A 20,350-nucleotide genomic window follows, 5' to 3' on the forward strand; every position below is an offset into this window, starting at 1 on the left:
TTTCAGGATAAATCACCTTCCTTCGTGTCTATTTTATCTAAGCCAAAGAGCATTATTAAAAAAAAAAATCCATGTTAAAAATATATCACAATCCACGTTGCGCAAAAAGCCGGGAAGGACTTGCCATTTTAGAAGCTTCCGGAAAGGAATTTGAAATAATAAAATATCTTGATAATCCGCCATCGTATATTCAATTATCGGCAATCATTGGTAAGTTGGGCATTCCCGCTATAGATTTGGTCAGAACCAATGAAAAAGTCTGGAAAGAAAACTACAAGGGAAAAGAATTGAGTGAAAAAGATACCATACAAGCCATGGTTGACGATCCTAAACTTATAGAGCGCCCCATTCTGATACACAACAATGAAGCGATTGTGGGCAGACCTCCAGAGCAATTTAGAAAGCTGCTCCAGGAAAATTAAATTCTGTTTTAACAGGAGTTTAACCCTGCTCTATTTTAAACCTACTGGATCTTGAGAGTCTAAACTTTTAAGAACCAAAAAAAAAACTATGAAAATTAAATTCCTGCTAACATTATTGTTGGCATGTTCCTTCATTACGTATGCACAAGATTTAGATGACCAGTTTGCTATAACTGGTAAAGTTGTGGATAATGAGAGTGGGGCACCGCTTGAATATGCCACTGTAAGTATCACCAGTACAGATGACCCCAGCAATGTGACAGGAGGGATTACTGACCCTTCAGGTAATTTTGAAATTTCAGTTTCCGCAGGAACGTATGATATTAAGGTGGAGTATATCTCATTTACACCACAAACCTTTGATAACCGCACCGTAGACAAGGATACAAATCTGGGTAAAGTTGTCCTGAAGTTCGCTACAAACAGTTTAAACGAGGTCACCGTCGTGGCCGAAACTACCACGGTAGATGTTCGCCTGGATAAGAAAATCTACAATATAGGCAAAGACCTCACGACCGCTGGCGGTACCGTCAGCGATGCTTTGAACAATGTCCCATCGGTTTCTGTGGATGTTGAAGGTGGGATTAGCCTTAGGGGAAATGACAATGTGCGTATTCTTATAAACGGTAAGCCATCTGCAATTGCGGGTTTTGGTTCTACTGATGTGCTAAGGCAACTTCCGGCAGATGCCATTGAAAGAGTCGAAGTGATAACCTCACCTTCTGCACGATATGATGCCGAAGGAACGGCGGGTATCCTTAATATTATCTTAAGAAAAGAAAAGATCCTGGGCTTTAATGGATCAATCAATACCAATGTGGGAAATCCAGACCTTGCAGGTATTTCGGCCAACTTGAACTACCGTACTGATAAATACAATCTCTTTACCACGACCGGTTACCGTTATTCAGACTCACCGGGAAATGGTTTTTTTGACACACGCTACTTCAATACAGACACCATAACACCACGCTATGACCGTATTATTGAAGACCGCGACATTGACCGAATCAACAGAGGATTTAATACAAATTTTGGTATGGAATATTACCTGACCGAAAAATCCTCCTTAATAGGTAGCGTCTTTTACAGAAATGGGAATGATATTGATCAAACCACAAATGCAACCCAAAGTTTTATAGGCGATAATCGTGTCCTGGAAACTATTAGAACCGAAAAAGAACGCGAGCAGGACGATAGCTATCAGATCTCATTAAATTACAGTAACAATTTTAATGACGAAGGACACAAACTGACCGCTGATTTTCAATATGAAAATGATCAGGAAACCCAAAATACTTTTATAAATGAGGATATAACCTTTAATGGACAGGATAATCCAGGCATTATAGGTGAGCGCGCCGTAACAACTGAAAAGCAAAACGAATACTTAATTCAGGCAGATTATGTACTTCCCTTTGGCGAAGATTCTCAATTTGAAGCAGGTTACCGTGGGAATTTTGAAAATGAGGTGACAGATTACAGCTTGAATCAAGAGAGCATGCCGGGAACAGAAATATATAGGCAAAATGATACTTTGACCAATATTTTTGATTATACTGAAAATGTAAACGCATTTTACACGCAGTTAGGAACAAAGTGGGGACCTGTTTCCATTCTAACAGGATTGAGGTTAGAAAACACCCAGTTGAAAGGGGAAATCACCTCTGAACTCCCTGAAAATCAATTACAGGATATTTTTGGTTTTCCTATAAATACCTCTTTTGACAATAATTATTTAGGTTTATTTCCCACGGTTAATGTAATCTTTGAATTGGCTGAACAGGAAAATATATCACTAGGCTATAATCGTCGTATCAACAGACCTCGAGGGTGGTATATCAATCCCTTTCCAGATCGCGATAGCAGGAATAATGTTTTTCAGGGAAACCCCAACCTGCAGCCTGCATTTTCAAATGCATTTGACGTAGGCTACCTTAAGCGCTGGAAGAAATTAACCCTTACCTCATCTGTTTATTACCAAAAAGAAACAGATGCCTTTGAGCGTGTAGAAGAAATTATTGATTTGCAGGGCCAGGGAAATACAGGCCAGGGCACTACCGTAATACGTACCATACCAGTGAATTTATCCAGTAATGAGCGTACCGGTGGGGAACTGGGATTGTTATATAATCCTGCGGACTGGCTACGTCTCAACGGAAGTTTCAACTTCTTTCAGTTTACTACGGAAGGATTTTTCAATGGTGTAGATTATGGGGCTAAAAATACCAGCTATTTTGCACGATTCAGCTCTAAAGTGACGTTACCGTTTGCAATTGACTGGCAGACCAATGCTTTTTATAGAGGGGCCTCACAAAACGCGCAGACAGATACAGACGGACTTCTTTCCATTGATCTTGCTCTTAGTAAAGACGTATGGAACGAAAATGCCACCATATCCCTTAACGTAAGCGATTTGTTGAATGGCAGAAAGAGAAATCAGGTAACCACAAATCAATTGTTTACCAGAGATAGCGAATTCCAGTGGAGACAGCGCCAATTAAATTTATCGTTTATCTACCGTTTCAATCAAAAGAAAAACCAAAACGATCGCAGGGATAGGGATAATGGAGATGAAGACTTTGAAGGTTAGAAAAATCAACTATTCCCGACCTTAGAATTTTTAGAAAATTAACATGTACTGAACTACTTGTTTAGTCAGCCTTGGGTAAAATTTTAAATATAAAAGCCGTTGATCTCATATGATGAACGGCTTTTATATTTTAATATTAATCCGTTGAAACGGAAACTATTCTAACAAGAGCTTAATTCAAGACTGGCCCTAAAAGAAAAAACCATCTACTTACATAGATGGTTTTTATATATTTTAAAATCAAAATTAGTCAGACTTATTCTTGCTTTAATTTACTCTTTTTTCTTCTTTCCTTAAACTCTTCGGTAAGTGCGCCACCTATCCAATAAGGAATAATCCCTACGAGGAAAAACATTAACCAAAAGCCAATGCTTAAAATGGTAATAAAGGCAAGAAAACCGAGGTATTGATCAAATTCAAACATACTATCTAAAGTTTATGGGACAAATTTATAATTTAATAATCTAAAAACACAGCTTTAAATTAAATTTTACCGCTTTTTTAGAAATTTAATGGTGATTGTAATATCTGCAAAAAGGATACAAAAACTCCCATTAAAAGCCCGAATAAAACTACAAACCACTATTTTTGTAAGACCAAAAATCTGATTATGAAATACCGTATAGAGAAAGATACCATGGGCGAAGTACAGGTGCCCAAAGATAAATTGTGGGGAGCGCAAACAGAGCGTTCGCGCAATAATTTTAAAATAGGAAAACAGGCATCCATGCCTCTTGAAATCATTTATGGTTTCGCATATCTTAAAAAAGCCGCTGCTTACACGAACTGCGAGCTTGGTGTGCTGCCCATAGAAAAAAGGGATATGATCGCTACCGTGTGCGATGAAATTCTCAACGGTGATCACGACAAACAATTTCCCCTGGTAATCTGGCAGACCGGTTCTGGTACACAGAGCAATATGAACGTTAATGAGGTCATCGCAAACCGCGCACACCAGCTTGCCGGTAAAACGATCGGCGAAGGAGAAAAAACGCTTCAGCCTAATGATGATGTGAACAAATCACAGTCTTCTAACGATACTTTTCCCACGGGAATGCATATTGCCGCATACAAAATGATCATGGAGACCACCCTGCCCGGTGTGATCAAACTTAGAAATACGCTGAATCAAAAATCGGAAGCTTTCCGTAAAGTGGTTAAAATAGGCAGAACGCACCTTATGGATGCTACCCCCCTAACCCTGGGACAAGAATTTTCTGGTTATGTATCCCAGTTGGATCACGGTATTAAAGCACTTCAGCATACGCTTGATCATTTGGCCGAACTTGCCCTGGGCGGTACGGCGGTAGGCACCGGCCTGAATACTCCGCAAGGTTACGCCAAACGCGTATCAGAGTTTATAGCGAAATTCACAGAACTGCCTTTTAAAACCGCCGATAACAAATTTGAGGCATTAGCTGCACATGATGCGCTTGTTGAATCTCACGGTGCGCTAAAACAGCTTGCGGTATCCCTTAATAAGATCGCACATGATATTCGTATGTTAGCGTCAGGACCACGCAGTGGTATAGGTGAACTCAACATTCCCGCAAATGAACCGGGGTCAAGCATTATGCCGGGCAAAGTAAACCCAACTCAGTGCGAAGCATTAACAATGGTATGTGCCCAGATCATAGGTAATGATATGGCCATCGCCGTGGGAGGCATGCAGGGCCATTTTGAACTTAATGTGTTCAAGCCTGTAATGGCATCTAATTTCCTGGAATCTGCCAGATTGCTGGGTGATGCCTGTGCATCTTTTGAAGAGCATTGTGCGGCCGGTATAGAACCTAATAAAGAGCGTATAAAATCGCTTGTAGATAATTCGCTGATGCTTGTTACTGCATTAAATACTAAAATAGGCTATTATAAAGCAGCCGAAATTGCCAATCTGGCGCATGAAAACGGCACGACTTTGAAAGAAGCGGCAGTGTCTTCTGGTCACGTTACAGCAGAAGATTTTGATGAGTGGGTTCGACCGGAAGATATGGTGGGTACCGGTAAATGATAATAATCTGTTTTAAAATTATAAACCCTTATAAATCAATTTATAGGGGTTTTTTATGTATTGCATAAAAATATACAATAATATTATTGCAGATCAAGATTTTTAAACTCTTTTGACTAAATTAACGTGAGATTAAAAAACCATAAAATTTTATATCTAGTTTGGTTACAATACTCTAAACTAAAATTTTGATGGATCCATGCGTTATCTATGCCTTCTACATTTACTTCTTTCATTTAGCACAATCCAATCTCAGGAAATACTGAGATATATACGTGTAGAAAAAAATTCCAACTACAATATTGATATTGAAAATGCCATATTTAATCCTCTCGATGAGGATAATTATGGACTTAAAAATGGTTATTACTGGATCAAAGTGGAGAACACCCCCAGTATAGATGATGAAATTTTGAGCTTAGAAGGACATCATATTTTAAGTGTGATGGGTTATACATCCAGAGGTTCTTTATTGAAACCTTTGGAAAATACAAGATATCCCGGCTTTGAAATAAATACCGATGCTACTTTCCCCTTGTTTATTAAGGTCAAGCTAGAAAATGAGGCTTATCTACCCGTAAAGTTTTACACAAGATCGTACTTTGAAAAAAGACAACAAAGTATTTTGTTCAGTTACGGGCTCTTTTATGGAGCGCTGATTTTCATCTGTGTTATTATGATCATATTATTTATGGTCACCGGGGATGATAATTTCTGGACCTATGCCATATTGCTTTTATGTATAGGTATTGCACTTTTATTTAGGGATAATATACCGTACCTGTTTGGTTGGAAAGATAGTTTTTACTATAATCTTGAACTTGCTACACATATTCTTATAGGCATCTTTGGCGGATACTTTGCTTATAGTTTTATAAATCTACGAAAGGAAAAATCATTCACAGGTAAGATGCTGATCTTTATTTTTGCGACAGGCGCGGTGCTCAATATGTTTTTGTACTGGCTATTGAGCGATTTCATTTATTACGCAATTGCAGATACGCTAATCTTTCTTTCCATATTGAGCTTATGGATCTCAAGTTTTATCGTTAGTAAGAAAAACGCGCAGATGTATTGGGTACTTGGGATATTTGCTGTGAATATTTACTTCATTTTTGAATTTCTAGTCCTTTACAACTTTGGTCTGACCCTTTTGGGTCTTAGCCCGGCGGTTATTAAAATTGGTATTTTAATGGAGATACTTATTATGTGTTTTGCATTGCTCAATGAATGGCAAAGGTCTAAAAAGAAGACGCTATTTATGCGTAACGAACTAAACAAAAGAAAAGAGGAAATCAAGATGTTGAGCCAATATAAACGTGAGGATGACATGAAAGATATTTACCTTGAAAATCTTATAAAAACCTACGATCTTACAGATAGGGAAGTTAAAATACTACAACTTCTTTCCTCTGGCCTTAACGAAAACCATATTGCGCGTATGCACGGCATCACCAATGCCCAACTTAAAGCGAGAATAAAATCTCTTTATTTTAAAATAGGCATCTCCAGTGAGGATGAAATCGATAGTATCTAATATGCGTTTCTTTTATATAGAAAATAATCTATCAGGTTATTTCAAAAGAAGCAATTTTTCTTATTTCATGAACCATTAATAAAGATTTTGTAATAGAATCAGAATACTTTTAAATGGTCCTTAAACTCCTAAATCAGCGAATTCTCCCTAAAAATGAACAGCTTTAAACCTATTTTTTGTAGAATTTCTTGTATTTAGGATATGCAAGTAGAGCAAATACGATCACCGAGCCAAATATAATCAGAGCTCGATTTAAATTTAAAACATTGTCCCCACTTGCATAACTGTGAAGTCCCGAAAGCCAAAAATTAACCCCAAAATAAGTCATCAGAATACTGCCGTAAGCCAAGACGGCCATAAGGTTAAAAAGCCAGCGGCTTCGCAATCCCGGAACCAAACGCATATGTATTACAAACGCGTAAACCATTATACTAATGAGCGCCCAGGTTTCTTTAGGATCCCAACCCCAGTAACGTCCCCAACTTTCATTGGCCCATTGACCACCTAAAAAGTTACCTATTGTTAGCATCACGAGCCCTACAGTAAGGGACATTTCAGTAATGATGGTAATTTCTTTTATGTTCAGATCCATTTTTTTCAAGTTCTCCTTATTGGTAAGCAATATTAGGAGTAAGCTCACAAGACCTAAAATAGCCCCTAATGTGAAAGGGCCATAACTTGCCACAATAACTGCCACGTGAATCATAAGCCAGTAACTGTCAAGTACGGGCTGTAGATTTTCAATTTCGGGATTCATCCAGTTCATGCTAGCTCCCCAAAGTATAAAGCCAGCCACAAAAGCAGTACTTGCGATAGTTAACGTACTTTTTCGGCCAAAAGCCAGGCCAAAAAACATTGTCGCCCAACCTACATAAAGTACCGATTCATAGGCATTACTCCACGGCGCATGACCGGAAAGATACCAGCGCCAGATCAAACCACCGGTGTGCAACAAGAATAAAATAACCACGGAAACCACTCCTATGCCTACCATGCTTTTCAGGAACTTGTTTTCTTTAAAGATGCGTGCGATTACAAAAACAAATAGAAAGGTAGAAGCTAACAGGTACAGCCAGTACAGCTTGGTAAAAATATCATGCTTGTTATAGTAGACCTCTGCATCGATCTTATCTTCAGAAGGGATTACCTCGCTGCCATATTTTTCCTGAAAACTGCGTATACTGCTCAAAAATTGATCTGCCTTGGCATAATTACCCGAAGCTTTTGCTTCCCGCACAGCATTAAAGTACAAAGGAAGAATCTGACGCGTGTATACAGAATCTATTCCTTTAAAGTTGGACGTTCCCAATTCAGGATGGGCGACCCACTTATTATTGGGATCATCAGGAATGGGAAAAATCCGCAAAACCTTCCCGCTCAGCGCGCGGTCCAGTAATCCCAACCGCTCTGAAATATCTATAAAATCCTTATCAAAATTATTTTTGGTTTCTGCCTGATAGGCACTTTGTAGATAGGGAGCGAGTACAAACTCGCCCTTATCGTTGAAGAAATCTATTGCTTTGACATATTCACGATCTTTGGGAACTCCTATAATACTACGAATACTATCGTTTGCCGGTTTGAGGTAAATAAAGTTCACATTGTACCAGAATACGGGAGATTCTATCATAGAATGAAAAACCTGATCTGCGTTCATTCCGTTATAAGTATCCTTACGGCTCATTTTCCGCAGAAGTTTACTGGCGAAGGTATTTACCGGCATCATTCGCCCTTTTTCTTCCTGCACGACGAGTTTACCAAACTTTGACGCAAACTCTTCGTTTACTGCATTAGCGGTCAAAATGGAATCTACCTGCGCATCTGTATTTTGCATATGGCTGGGCACATGGTCGCCCTGTTCTATATCCTGCGTAAGTCCCTGCGCTGTCTCTACTACGGTCGCATTTCCATTTTCAACAACCACAGAATCCTTTTCCTGACCAAAAATACTTCCGCAGAAAAGCAATAACGCAATAAGCGGAAGGGATGCTTTTTTCGCTTTTACTTTATCAAGCCTTCTTTTTAGATCGCCAAAGCGGCTACCCTTATCAAAAAGGATAAGCATGAGTCCCAGATAGAGTAAAAAATAACCCGCATACGTAATCCATGTGCCCACCACATCATGGTTTACTGCCAGTATGGTGCCCTGCTCGTCTGGATCAAAACCAGATTGAAAAAAACGATAACCGTCATAATCGAGTACGTGGTTCATATAAATATCATACTTAAGATCTTCTTTGTTTTCTTCTTTAAGGGTAACCTGACTTTCAAAAGAAGAAAAAACATTCTCGGTACCAGGGTATTTTGCAGCTATAAAATCGTTTAGGGTAATCGAAAATGGAAGTTCTAAAGCTTTGCTTCCATAGGAAACATGAAAACTAAGTTCGCCAATTTCAATTTTCTTCATATCGTTATTAGTTCCCTTTGCCCCAAGCAGTCCAACGCTCTCTTGCCCACTATTCGTTTTGATATTCACAAACAGGGCATCCTGTTGGTTTTTTTGTTTTGGAAAAGCTTCTACTATTCCTGTGTTCCCTTTTACAACAGGCTCTGGAAATACAAATTGCATGGCCCCTATCTGATAAAGTGCACGAAGTTTCAATTCTTGCAAGGAATCTTTCACCACCGCAAAATTTTCCTGGGTGGCCATTACTGTGGTCTGCCCTTCAAAAGGAGATTTCAAACTATATTCACCATTCTCAAAAGTAATGTTCACGGCACCATCAGTTGGTTCATTGAAAGCGAACAAAAGATTGTGAATATTAGCCACTTTTCCTTCTTCAAGCAAATGCTCGTGGCGCTCACCATCCCCAGCCTCTACGATCTTCAATTGGTTTAGACCGTTTTCACTTTCTACCAGCCCCTCTTCTGCACCATCGATGAACTTTTCAAAAGATATGGTAATGGGCTCATCATTATAATCTGTTTCCCAGGTAAAAGTATTATCCAGACGTGGGGAAAGATCCAGGCGTTTTTCTATTTTGCGACGTTGCGGCACGCCATCCCGCTCACCATCTATAAATATATTGAGATAGGTTTTTTCAGTAAGAAAGGTGTTTTCTGTTTCCCCTTCGCGTATAGGCATTACTCCTTCAAAACCTATATAACGCGTCCACGCAGCTCCAAATATGATGAGGATAAACGAAAGGTGAAAAAGAAGTGTGGTCCATTTTTCTTTTTTCCACAGTTTAAAACGCCAGATATTACCCACAAAATTGACAATAAACAGAATATGTATGAGTTCAAACCACCATGCATTGTAAATAAAATGACGTGTGTAGGGCGTGGGGGAAGTTTCCTGGCCAGCGTCTAATATCGTACCGGTCGCCATTGCAACGGAATAAACAATAAATAAAATAGCCATTAATCGGGTAGAAAACAGGAAATCTGCTATACGTTTCTGCATGTGTAGGGAAGCAATTTTTTATGCTGCAAAATTACAAAAGAAAAGGCCATTTCTCAAGTAATTGCCAGCGCATTATCCGCTATAATCCTTAGCTATGGTTTTAGTTACTTTATGTACTTTTGAAACGTGCAGAAAATAACGATCATAGGCAGCGGTAATATTGCATGGCATCTCAAAGAGGCCATTGCAAAAAGTACAAACTATAAACTAAGCCAACTCGTGGGACGCGCAAATAAGCCTTCCCCTTATTTTGAAGAAATCCCGGTTTATACAAACAATATAGAACAGCTCGCAACTACAGATATCATAATCGTCGCGGTTAGCGATGCAGCCATTGCCGATGTTGCAAAGAAACTCAGAGATACTTCTGCCCTTGTGGTACACACTTCAGGCAGTGTGCCTATATCTATTTTTGAAGAATTAAGTCATCATGGCGTGCTCTATCCTTTGCAAACTTTTACAAAAGGGCGTTTTATCGATTTGCAAGAAGTCCCTTTTTGTATAGAAGCAAACACGACGAAAAACCTAAAAGAAGTAAAGAAATTAGCTTCCGCTTTTAGTGAAAAAATTGAGCAAATGGACTCAAAAATGCGTGGAAAATTGCATTTTTCGGCTGTTTTAGCCAATAATTTCGGCAATCATTTGCTAGCGCTTACCGAATCCTATTGTATAGACAACAACCTTTCTTTTGAACTCCTAAAACCATTAGTAATGGAAACTACCCGTAAAGCCTTTGATATGGGAGCAATGGAAGCACAGACCGGACCAGCGCGTCGTGATGATAAAGAAACCATAAAAAAACAGCTTGCTGTTATTGACAATGATCAACTACGACAATTATACAAAACAATAACCAACAGTATTTTAACGACTTATGGAAAAGAAAAATTATAAAGAAGTCCTAAATCAGATCACCACTTTTATTTTTGACGTTGATGGCGTTCTCACAAATGCCGGTATACAGATCAATACAAATGGTGAGATGCTTCGCACTATGAATACTAAAGACGGTTACGCGCTTAAAACTGCCATAGAGCAGGGATATAATGTGTGCATAATTTCTGGAGGGAAAAACGAGGGAGTGCGTGCACGCTTAAAAGGACTGGGCATTACTGATATTTACCTTGGGGCTCATGAAAAGATAGAACAACTGGATGAATACTTTGATATTTATAATATAAAACCAGAAAATGTACTTTATATGGGTGATGACATACCTGATTATCCGGTAATGAAGATAGTGGGCCTGCCCTGCTGTCCTCAAGATGCGGTAAAAGAAATCAAGGAAGTAGCAACATATATATCCCATAAAAATGGAGGAAAAGGATGTGTACGTGATGTGATTGAGCAAGTACTGAAAGTACAGGGAAAATGGATGAAAAGTTTTAGTGCCCGGCTTTCAGATTAGATAGGAGACTCAAAAAAAATTAAAATACATCTATTAAAAGGTAAAAAACCACCAATTTATATCAAAATTGGTGGTTTTTTAATCGAATTTATCCAAATAAATACTTCTTTTAAGCAATTACAGGTGCTATTATAAGGATATTTATCATTTCTCTATAAGCAAATGCATTCTGGGTACTATATTGAAGCCTTTCTTAAAGGCTGAACATGTTGGGATAGGCTGGTAATCATTTTTTTGCCCGCTGGTATTCTTGGTAATTTGATATAATCGCCCAGTGTTCTGTTATAACTTTCAGGATCGAATTCCGTTTTGCCATCTGCAGGATAAAAGGTCATCTCACCAAATACGATCTCACCATTAATATTGTAAAGATCAACGCGAACAAAAGGAAAATCTGCAGATAGTTTTTTTGCTATTTCAACCATCTCTTCAAACCTAGGGGGCTTATCCATTCCGTTTTCACCTTCGCTGTATCCTTTTTTAGCAAATGGGAGCTTGTTCCACTCCGTATCGTAATAAAATTTACAATGATTATTTCCACGGTCAAAATCAACGGTAAGGAACATGGGATTGCCATCAAAACAGAAGAATTTATAATCGTTGATAGTACTCTTATCCTTTTCTTCAAGAAAATTCTCAGCTATAATACGTGGTTTTATATCCTTATAGGCCCACTCCATACCAGCATTATAGTGATTCACTTTAAGCCAAATAGCAACTGTTTCTTTCGCCCATTCTTTATTTAACTTTGACTTATCCCTCACGACTATATTCATGTTATAGCCATGTGTTGCCTTTAAAACGAACCGCTTTGGTAAGGCAGCGAAATCAATAGCCTCTACAGTTTCATAAACCCCATAGACCTCATTCAAATACTGTTTTCCCGCTTTTTCGGTGACGTATTCCCTTACATCATATTTATCAACAAGCTTGTTTAAGATCGCTGGTTTAAAATATACTTTTAGCCATTGTATCTTTTCATTAAAATCCCTGGGATCTTTAAGATTGAGCTCTTTTCCAGTAAAATGCTTATAATGCAATTTCACAAATAATTTCTGCGGAAGTATTTTAGTTTTTCGTAAAATCTTGTAGAGGTAGTTATTCATAAGTTGGGGTATGGTGATGGGGTTTGTGTTAGTTTAAAAAACAAATAACAACGGTCTTTTCATGCTATTGATCGATGTTTGATGCGTTTTAGACTACAAAACTACAACATATCACAAGCCCTTTTGTCAACGAAAATCGCATAACCTACCAAAAACAAATTACGTCGGTAAAAAACATGGTTTTAATAATTTTTAACATATGAGATGTGTTATTTAATCGTCGAACCATCTCGATCCATGTAAGTTTATTCTTTCCATTACAATTTCTGAAAGGAATACGTTTGACGGGAACTAATGAAATCTCATAACAAAAAAACGAGCAGCCTAAGCCACTCGTTTTCTTTAAATAATAGTTCTTATGTAATTATGCTCTTATTAGAACATAAACCCTAAACCTGCCTGAAATACAGAATTGTGAACATCACCCTGATCTAGAATGTCTGTAAAACCATAGTTGTAACGGCCCTGAATAAAAATACCACTAGACAGCTTATATTCTAAACCTACAACACCGCCTACTTCAAATCCTTTTGCTTCATCCACGTTGATATCACCATCATCGTCTAAGGGTGCATAATCAATCTCTTCATTTACTTTAAAGTTAAAAGAAGGTCCTGCCTGTACACTCAAACCTTCTACAAGATAGATTTTTGCTAAAACAGGAACGTTGATGTAGTCCAGTTGATATTCCGTATTGTCATCAGTATCTAAAAAATTATCCTGATCCCGCTGTGCAATTGTAAAGCCCTGACCAGAATACATTACTTCAGGTTGAATAGAGAACAAGTTATCTACAATGGGAAGTTCACCAACAAGACCAGCGTAAAAACTAGTCCTACCATCTGCATCACCAAAATCATTTCCACTTATATTCGCGAAGTTTATACCTGCTTTTGCACCAAACCCCCATTCTTGTTGAGCCTGTGCCGCAGTTGCGCCAAATACGATCATTGCGATCAATAAAAAACCTTTTTTCATAATTGTTGTTTTTGAATTAGGTTAGCGAAATTACCCCCTATACTCTTAAAAAAAAGTTAGACAAACCTAAAGTATTACTAAGGTTGGTAGATCAATCTGAATGAAATTAACATCTAAAATAGCCTGAATACTTGGTGTTTCACGGGGATAACTACTCATACTAGACAGATTTCCAAAGGAGTGCTCCTAAATAGAAAAATCGTGGAACGACATTAAAACACTTTTATGGTGTTAAAGCTCTTTGGGGGTGAATTCTTACAAAACGTCATTAAATTTCATATTTGATCATTTTTTCTGAAAAATAATTCTTTGGTCATTTATTATCCCGTCTGGGATAATGATGAGATCAGTCAAGTACTTTCAATTTTGCAAAGCGCAGCAGCAATTTTTTAATACCGCCATTCTGGAACTCAATTTCTGCCTTTTGATCCTGTCCGGCGCCTTCCATGGCAAGAACTTCTCCCCTACCAAAGCGCGAATGTTCTACTTTAGTTCCTTTTTCCAGCGCATTTCCCAGGTCAGAAGTTACGCGGGGTGCGGCATCGGTTTGTGGTTTAAGTTTTCTCAAACGCCGCAGCTGTTCCTCTGTAGGTTTACCTGCACGTGGTGGTGCACTGTTGCTTGGTTTGCTCTGGCGCAGTTTACTCTTATCAACATCGCCAAAAATATCGCTATCTATAAGTGGTTTATACCGGTAATTATCATCTGGCGTTTGTACATCAAGATAATCGTCATCAATCTCCTGAAGAAAACGACTGGGTTCTGCATCAATAAGCTTGCCCCAGCGGTAACGTGACTCGGTATAGGTAAGATATGCCTGTTTTTCTGCCCGGGTAAGGGCAACGTAGAACAAGCGGCGCTCTTCTTCTAGTTCGCTGCGCGTGTTCATACTCATCCCACTGGGAAAAAGATCCTCCTCAAGACCTACTATAAAGACATAGGGGAATTCCAGCCCTTTTGCAAGGTGGATGGTCATGAGTGAAACGCGGTCATCGTCTTCCACTTCTTTGTCCATATCTGTGGCAAGGGCGACATCTTCCAGAAATTCGGCCAGGGAACCGGTCGCATCAACAATTTCTTTCTGACCTTCCACAAAATCACGAATCCCGTTTAAGAGTTCTTCAATGTTCTCTATACGTGCAATACCTTCTGGCGTGCCATCCTTTTTTAATTCCTGTAACAATCCTGTTTTTCGGGCCACTTGTTCGGCAACCGTAAAAGCATCGGCATTTTCACTCAAGATTTTAAAACTCTGGATCATGGTCACAAAGTTGTAAAGCTTGTTTTTTGTGCCGCTATTGATGTTTATTTCCAGGTGCTTTATATTCTCCATTACTTCAAAAATGGACTTATCGTACTGTTTTGAAGCAACCACAAGCCGATCTATGGTTGTATTCCCAATACCTCGCGTGGGATAATTGATCACCCGTTTAAGCGCCTCTTCATCCTTATTATTTACTAAGAGCCGCAAATAAGAAAGCACATCCTTGATTTCCTTACGCTGGTAAAATGAAAGACCGCCGAATATTCGGTAAGGAATTTCACGTTTACGCAGTGCATCCTCCATGGAGCGGGATTGTGCATTGGTTCGGTACAAAATGGCAAAATCGCTGTTTTTGAGTTGGTTGTTCATCCGCGTCTCAAAAATACTGCTGGCCACATAGCGCCCTTCTTCCCCATCAGTGGGCGAACGATGAACCACAATTTTGGGTCCGTCATCATTTGCCGTCCATACGACCTTATCCAGTTTGGTCTGGTTTTTATCGATTACGGAGTTTGCCGCGTTGACAATATTTTTCGTAGAGCGGTAATTTTGCTCCAGGCGGTACACCTCTGCGTCGTCATAATCTTTCTGAAAGTTGAGAATGTTATTGATATTTGCCCCACGGAAGGCATAAATACTCTGTGAATCATCACCTACCACGCAAATATTCTGAAACCTATCGGCTAAAGCCTTTACAATTAGGTATTGGGAATGGTTGGTATCCTGGTACTCATCAACAAGAATGTATTGAAAACGTTTCTGATATTTTGCCAGGACTTCTGGAAAACGGGCCAAAAGTTCGTTAGTCCTCAGCAAAAGGTCATCAAAGTCCATCGCCCCGGCTTTAAAGCAGCGGTCTACATATTCTTTATAAATTTCACCCAGACGCGGTTTTTTTGACATCGCATCAGCCTCCTGAAGTTCCTGATTTTGAAAATAGGCCTTTACGGTAACCAGGGAATTTTTGTAAGAAGAAATACGGGAATAGACCTGCTTGTATTTATAGACATCTTTATCAAGTCCCATCTCTTTGATAATTGCAGCAATCAAACGCTGGGAATCCTGCGTATCGTAAATAGTAAAATTAGATGGAAAACCAAGGTGGTGCCCTTCTATTCGCAGTATTTTTGCAAATACCGAGTGAAAGGTTCCCATCCAGAGATTTTTAGCTTCGGTACTGCCCACAATGGTACCAATACGCTTTTTCATTTCTTTGGCCGCCTTATTCGTAAAGGTGAGTGAAAGTATGTTGAAAGCATCAACACCCTTACTCATTAAATAGGCGATGCGCATGGTGAGTACCCGCGTTTTACCAGAACCTGCACCTGCAATTACCATCAGCGCGCCTTCCTTATGTAGCACTGGCGCACGCTGCGCCTCATTTAATCCTTCTAAATATTGCTCCAAAACTTCTCTTTTTCTTTGAAGCGTGAAATTAAGGAAATTCAAAGACATCTACACTCCTTAAGAAGGTTTCTGTCTTTTATAACAAGCAAAGGATCTAAGGTGAGATTTCCGTTTTAAAACGGAAAAATACTAGGGATAAAATGACTTTTTACCACAATAAATGACCGTTTTCACCCACTAATCTTCACTGAATACGTATAAATTGGCAAACAATACCAGATTGAAAATCGTAATTGGCAATATTAGAATAGCACGCGTAATCCAAAACTGATCTAAAAACAGAACCTCAAATGCGCTGAAATCGCTACCGCGGTCTCGTTATATAACCATTGTTAAGCACCTATTATCATACGCGAATAACGGCCCAGAACTTTATTGAGCGCCATACTTATAAGTAAGGTAAGAAGCAATATGACCACGGCCACGAAAAAGATATACAGTACGGGTGCATGGTTAATATAAGGCCGCAAAGGTGCTAAATACATAATCTTCTGTATGGGATACTGTATAATGGTATGTAGAAAGTAAATAGAGAAGCTGTATACGGCAAGATAATCCAGCCAATTGATCCGCCTATTATCAAACCGTTTTAGGTAATACAATAGTAAAAATGATATCCCCAGCTTCTGAATATAGAAAAGACCATAATATACATTTTGTTGCAGAAAATAGGAGTCATCTGGTAATCTTAGTGAAAAGCTAAGGATAAAACTTGATAAGAAAACAGCAACCAGAAGCCAGATTTTATAGCATTTTATCAGAGTAAGGACTTCAGTATAATTTCGTGCAACCAGCATGCCCAGCATATATACGGGAAAGTAATATACAAAGTGCCAAATACTAATTACTATGGAAGGACGCGTCCCCAGTAACGGAAGGAAGATCGCAAATAGCGTAATCTTTTTAAAAGTCTGATCTGAAAGCATTAGAAAAAACGGACTTATTAAAAATACAACCGCCACAAAAGGAATATACCAGAAAGGGGTTAAAACCGTACCCAGCAGTACATTTTTCAATAAAATTGTAAAAAAGGACAGGGAGAAGCCTCCAGTTAGTAAATGCCATTCTTTTAGTAAAGTAACTAAAAAAGTGATAATAACATAGGGAAGTATGACAGTCTTGAGCTTGACTCTGTAATAATCCTCAATCCTTATTTTATAGGCCAGATATGAAAATAAGAAGCCTGCAATAAGCACAAAATACAAAGTACTGTCTGAAAAAATCAATTCCACGATTATACGGGCTTTTTCAAATAGCGCTACATGTTCTCCTAAATAAGGGAAAAGCAGGTGAATCATCGCAATATTGACGATTGCAAAACCTCTAAAATAGTGAATGTGCTGTAAAAAAGGTTTCTTTTTATCCTTTCTCAAAACTTGCTCCCTATTTTGAACTTGTTGTATCTTCTTGTCGAAGTATGTAAACATTTGGGGTGTCTTATCCAGTTGTCCTTAAACCTACTGGAATATTTAATCTTAAAACTTTCTAAAAAAGTTCAAATATAGGTGTATTTATTATATAAAAACTAAAAATGAAAAACTTTACCCTAATCTCTATATTTCAGTTTATGAAACCTTAAGTATTGTATGGTTAACATTCCGTTTTTATAGACTATTTATTATAATTGTACCGATAATTCCTCTTTTACACCTGTTTTTCCTGAGAAAACATTATTTTAACACTTTATATTATACAGTTTATGATTAGCGTTCTTCCTATTCCTATCCTCTTTAGCTACGGCAAAAGGAAATTTATTAGTCTACACTCCACAAACCTTGAAGATCTATCAATATAAACAGCTTTCAATAATTCAGGTTATAGATTACCAACTTGAATTCCCTGTTTTTTACTCGGACGAAACACAAACAAATCAATTTTATTAACACCAACTTTTATGAGAAGAACATTAATCACATTATTTGGACTTTTTTTAGTCCATCAAACGCAGGCACAAACGCCAGATGCCACACTTATGGCAGATGCAGATGCTATTGAAGACCAGGTAATAGAATGGCGCAGGGATATTCATGAGCATCCAGAACTAAGCAATCGCGAAACAGAGACCGCAGAAAAAATCGCAAAACATCTCAAGTCTTTGGGTATTAAAGTAGAGACCGGTGTGGCTAAAACTGGTGTCGTTGGAGTTTTAAAAGGTGACAACCCTGGCAAAGTCGTTGCGCTAAGGGCAGATATAGACGCCCTTCCGGTAACAGAACGCAATGACTTGCCGTTCAAAAGCGAGGTGAACACTACGTTTCTAGGTTCTGAAACCGGTGTGATGCACGCCTGTGGCCATGATACGCACGTAGCCATCTTAATGGGCGCTGCCGAAATTCTTTCAATGCATAAGGATAAGATAAACGGAACCATAAAGTTTGTTTTTCAGCCAGCAGAAGAAGGGCCACCTCCAGGGGAAGAAGGTGGTGCAAAGCTGATGATTAAAGAAGGTGTTCTCAAAAATCCTGATGTAGATGCGATTTTTGGACTTCATATCAATTCTGCTACCCCCGTAGGTACCATTGCCTACAAACCTGGCGGAACCATGGCGGCGGTTGAGCGTTTTGTCGTGAATATTAAAGGAAAACAGACCCATGGTTCAGCGCCTTGGGACGGTGTGGATCCTATTTATATTGCGGCAAAAATCATAGACGGTTTTCAATCTATTATAAGTCGGGAGTCAGAATTGACCAAAGAAGCTGCTGTGATAACGGTAGGAAAAATCACTGGCGGCGTACGCTTTAATATCATTCCTGAAAGTGCAGAACTGGTGGGTACCGTACGTACGCTAGATCCTGATATGAGAGAACTTATCATAAAGCGCATGACCGAAATGGCAGAAGGACTTGCCAAAACCTATGGCGGTAGTGCTACGGTAGATTTTCAGAATACCACGTCCATTACCTACAATGACCTTGATCTCACCGCACAAATGTTGCCCACGCTACAACAGGTTGCTGGTGATGACCATGTAAAACTGGTAAAAGCCACTACAGGAGGAGAAGATTTTAGCTTTTTTCAAGAAGAAGTTCCCGGTTTTTACTTCTTTTTAGGAGGTATGACCCCGGGCAATACAGAACCTTACCCTCATCATACGCCTGACTTTAAAATTGACGAAGATGGACTTTTGCTAGGCATAAAGGCTATGACCCAGTTACCAATCGATTATCTGAATGCGCAATAAATGAAAGAGATTAGCAGACTTACAAAAGGTAAGCTTACCATTTAGTTCATAGCACGTTAACCGATTTTCATTGTTCAAAATTTTTGAAAATCTATGTTTACGAGCCACAAAAAATCATACCTTCATGACCTAATTATATGGTTATGAAGGTATTTTTATTGTTGATGACTCTGCTTTTGTCAACTTCAGCATTTGCTCAGGAATTTACTAAAAAAGAGCAAAAAACGCTTAAAAAGTTTAACATTGACCCGGTTGCACAGAATTATGATAACGAAGTTAAATATGACGAACTTCACTCATTTTTAAATTATGACAAACAGTATAGAAGCAAAAAGAAATGGGGATTTATCTTTGCTGGCGCAGGCACTTTATTAACCACTACCGGCATCTTATTATTCACACAGCGAGACGGTTCTGTAGACACCTATCCTTTAGAAGATCTTGCTGGCGGTGCCTCTATCATTCTTGGCGGCGCTTGTCTTGGAGCGACATTTCCCATTTTTAATTCCTCCAAAAAGTTTAAGAATAAAAAGGAGGATTTGCTGGAAAAAACTAAAGCGTAATCTTGATGAAAAAGCACATTGAAAAGTTAATGAACCTAAATTTTTTTTCAATAGTTATCCTTCTAACCTTTTCTTCGGAATCTTTTTCGCAAGAATCTAGTAAACGGGAGCGACATAGGTTAGAAAGGTTCGATATAGCATTTGATTCCATTAAACAGTACAACGAAATTGAATTGTTGAATCTCAATGCTTTCTTAAAAAGCGACAAACAATATAGACGCCGTTAAAAGACCGGAATAATTATGGCAAGTGCCGGCGCCCTTATGGCAGGATTGGGAATTATAACTATCACCTCAAATGATGCTGATTACGAAGCAAAACCATTTGTGAATATTCTGGGAGGATTCATTATTGCCACCGGTTCAGCTACTGCGGGACTGTCTATTCCCTTCTTTTGTTCTTCCAACAAGAGAAAACGACAGAGAAATGCGATAATCTCAAAATTAAGGGACTAAAATCGTCAATCGTGGGATAAAC

15 protein-coding genes are annotated in these 20,350 nt (G+C 38.7%); 9 read left to right on the plus strand and 6 right to left on the minus strand.

Annotation, left to right across the window (positions count from 1 at the left end):
- The first annotated feature begins 71 nt into the window (after positions 1–71).
- Together arsC and P162_RS02515 are read left to right on the plus strand one after the other, a co-directional pair.
- Positions 72–422, plus strand: coding sequence for an arsenate reductase (glutaredoxin) (arsC, locus tag P162_RS02510; protein WP_031425630.1), 351 nt, complete (start codon positions 72–74; stop codon positions 420–422).
- A gap of 88 nt (positions 423–510) precedes the next feature.
- Positions 511–3,015 carry a TonB-dependent receptor domain-containing protein gene (locus tag P162_RS02515; RefSeq protein WP_031425632.1) on the plus strand — a complete coding sequence of 835 codons (2,505 nt, stop codon included), beginning with the start codon at positions 511–513 and terminating at the stop codon, positions 3,013–3,015.
- Between the two features lie 256 nt (positions 3,016–3,271).
- Here the strand turns inward: P162_RS02515 and P162_RS17650 are convergent, their stop codons facing one another.
- Entirely contained in the window at positions 3,272–3,439 is a 168-nt protein-coding gene (locus P162_RS17650) for a hypothetical protein (RefSeq protein WP_164076191.1), read from the minus strand.
- 186 nt (positions 3,440–3,625) lie between these two features.
- Between P162_RS17650 and fumC the strand changes: the two genes are divergently transcribed.
- Both fumC and P162_RS02525 read left to right on the plus strand, forming a co-directional pair.
- Entirely contained in the window at positions 3,626–5,023 is a 1,398-nt protein-coding gene (gene fumC, locus P162_RS02520; protein ID WP_031425634.1) for a class II fumarate hydratase, read from the plus strand.
- A 199-nt stretch (positions 5,024–5,222) separates the two neighbouring features.
- Complete coding sequence (locus P162_RS02525) at positions 5,223–6,560, plus strand: 7TM diverse intracellular signaling domain-containing protein (protein ID WP_031425636.1); 1,338 nt, start codon at positions 5,223–5,225, stop codon at positions 6,558–6,560.
- Positions 6,561–6,729: 169 nt separating this feature from the next.
- Here the strand turns inward: P162_RS02525 and ccsA are convergent, their stop codons facing one another.
- Positions 6,730–9,966, minus strand: coding sequence for a cytochrome c biogenesis protein CcsA (ccsA, locus tag P162_RS02530; protein ID WP_031425638.1), 3,237 nt, complete (start codon positions 9,964–9,966; stop codon positions 6,730–6,732).
- Positions 9,967–10,092: 126 nt separating this feature from the next.
- Here ccsA and P162_RS02535 point away from each other — a divergent pair, with 126 nt between their 5' ends.
- Both P162_RS02535 and P162_RS02540 read left to right on the plus strand, forming a co-directional pair.
- Complete coding sequence (locus P162_RS02535) at positions 10,093–10,860, plus strand: Rossmann-like and DUF2520 domain-containing protein (protein WP_031425640.1); 768 nt, start codon at positions 10,093–10,095, stop codon at positions 10,858–10,860.
- Positions 10,841–11,374 (plus strand): KdsC family phosphatase, encoded by a 534-nt coding sequence (locus tag P162_RS02540; RefSeq protein WP_031425642.1) that lies wholly within the window; start codon positions 10,841–10,843, stop codon positions 11,372–11,374. The genes P162_RS02535 and P162_RS02540 overlap by 20 nt, the downstream gene beginning before the upstream one ends.
- A gap of 176 nt (positions 11,375–11,550) precedes the next feature.
- Here the strand turns inward: P162_RS02540 and P162_RS02545 are convergent, their stop codons facing one another.
- The 4 genes from P162_RS02545 to P162_RS02560 form a co-directional block, all read right to left on the minus strand.
- Positions 11,551–12,480 (minus strand): ATP-grasp fold amidoligase family protein, encoded by a 930-nt coding sequence (locus P162_RS02545; protein WP_051907747.1) that lies wholly within the window; start codon positions 12,478–12,480, stop codon positions 11,551–11,553.
- Between the two features lie 375 nt (positions 12,481–12,855).
- Positions 12,856–13,458 carry a porin family protein gene (locus P162_RS02550; protein WP_031425645.1) on the minus strand — a complete coding sequence of 201 codons (603 nt, stop codon included), beginning with the start codon at positions 13,456–13,458 and terminating at the stop codon, positions 12,856–12,858.
- 346 nt (positions 13,459–13,804) lie between these two features.
- On the minus strand, positions 13,805–16,129 hold the full coding sequence (locus P162_RS02555; protein ID WP_031425647.1) for an ATP-dependent helicase: 2,325 nt from the start codon (positions 16,127–16,129) through the stop codon (positions 13,805–13,807).
- Between the two features lie 332 nt (positions 16,130–16,461).
- On the minus strand, positions 16,462–17,556 hold the full coding sequence (locus P162_RS02560; protein ID WP_081868364.1) for an acyltransferase family protein: 1,095 nt from the start codon (positions 17,554–17,556) through the stop codon (positions 16,462–16,464).
- Between the two features lie 545 nt (positions 17,557–18,101).
- Between P162_RS02560 and P162_RS02565 the strand changes: the two genes are divergently transcribed.
- From P162_RS02565 to P162_RS02580, 3 genes are all read left to right on the plus strand, one after another.
- Positions 18,102–19,310, plus strand: a complete 1,209-nt coding sequence (locus P162_RS02565) for an amidohydrolase (protein ID WP_241077793.1) — start codon at positions 18,102–18,104, stop codon at positions 19,308–19,310.
- A gap of 143 nt (positions 19,311–19,453) precedes the next feature.
- The gene (locus P162_RS02570; protein WP_164076193.1) at positions 19,454–19,873 is read left to right on the plus strand and encodes a hypothetical protein; all 420 of its coding nucleotides are present in this window, start codon (positions 19,454–19,456) and stop codon (positions 19,871–19,873) included.
- Between the two features lie 242 nt (positions 19,874–20,115).
- Positions 20,116–20,328, plus strand: a complete 213-nt coding sequence (locus P162_RS02580) for a hypothetical protein (protein ID WP_031425655.1) — start codon at positions 20,116–20,118, stop codon at positions 20,326–20,328.
- Positions 20,329–20,350: the final 22 nt, after the last annotated feature.

Origin of the sequence: Flavimarina sp. Hel_I_48 (genome assembly GCF_000733945.1) — a bacterium.
In the GTDB taxonomy this organism is placed as follows: domain Bacteria; phylum Bacteroidota; class Bacteroidia; order Flavobacteriales; family Flavobacteriaceae; genus Leeuwenhoekiella.

Excerpts from the sequence above, each read along its gene's own strand:
- P162_RS02570 (WP_164076193.1), top strand. The coding sequence starts at position 19,454 with ATGAAGGTATTTTTATTGTTGATGACTCTGCTTTTGTCAACTTCAGCA.
- P162_RS02550 (WP_031425645.1), bottom strand. The coding sequence starts at position 13,458 with ATGAAAAAAGGTTTTTTATTGATCGCAATGATCGTATTTGGCGCAACT.
- P162_RS02525 (WP_031425636.1), top strand. The coding sequence starts at position 5,223 with ATGCGTTATCTATGCCTTCTACATTTACTTCTTTCATTTAGCACAATC.
- P162_RS17650 (WP_164076191.1), bottom strand. The coding sequence starts at position 3,439 with ATGTTTGAATTTGATCAATACCTCGGTTTTCTTGCCTTTATTACCATT.
- P162_RS02565 (WP_241077793.1), top strand. The coding sequence starts at position 18,102 with ATGGCAGATGCAGATGCTATTGAAGACCAGGTAATAGAATGGCGCAGG.
- P162_RS02580 (WP_031425655.1), top strand. The coding sequence starts at position 20,116 with ATGGCAAGTGCCGGCGCCCTTATGGCAGGATTGGGAATTATAACTATC.
- P162_RS02540 (WP_031425642.1), top strand. The coding sequence starts at position 10,841 with ATGGAAAAGAAAAATTATAAAGAAGTCCTAAATCAGATCACCACTTTT.
- P162_RS02515 (WP_031425632.1), top strand. The coding sequence starts at position 511 with ATGAAAATTAAATTCCTGCTAACATTATTGTTGGCATGTTCCTTCATT.
- ccsA (WP_031425638.1), bottom strand. The coding sequence starts at position 9,966 with ATGCAGAAACGTATAGCAGATTTCCTGTTTTCTACCCGATTAATGGCT.
- arsC (WP_031425630.1), top strand. The coding sequence starts at position 72 with ATGTTAAAAATATATCACAATCCACGTTGCGCAAAAAGCCGGGAAGGA.
- P162_RS02545 (WP_051907747.1), bottom strand. The coding sequence starts at position 12,480 with ATGAATAACTACCTCTACAAGATTTTACGAAAAACTAAAATACTTCCG.
- P162_RS02560 (WP_081868364.1), bottom strand. The coding sequence starts at position 17,556 with ATGTTTACATACTTCGACAAGAAGATACAACAAGTTCAAAATAGGGAG.
- fumC (WP_031425634.1), top strand. The coding sequence starts at position 3,626 with ATGAAATACCGTATAGAGAAAGATACCATGGGCGAAGTACAGGTGCCC.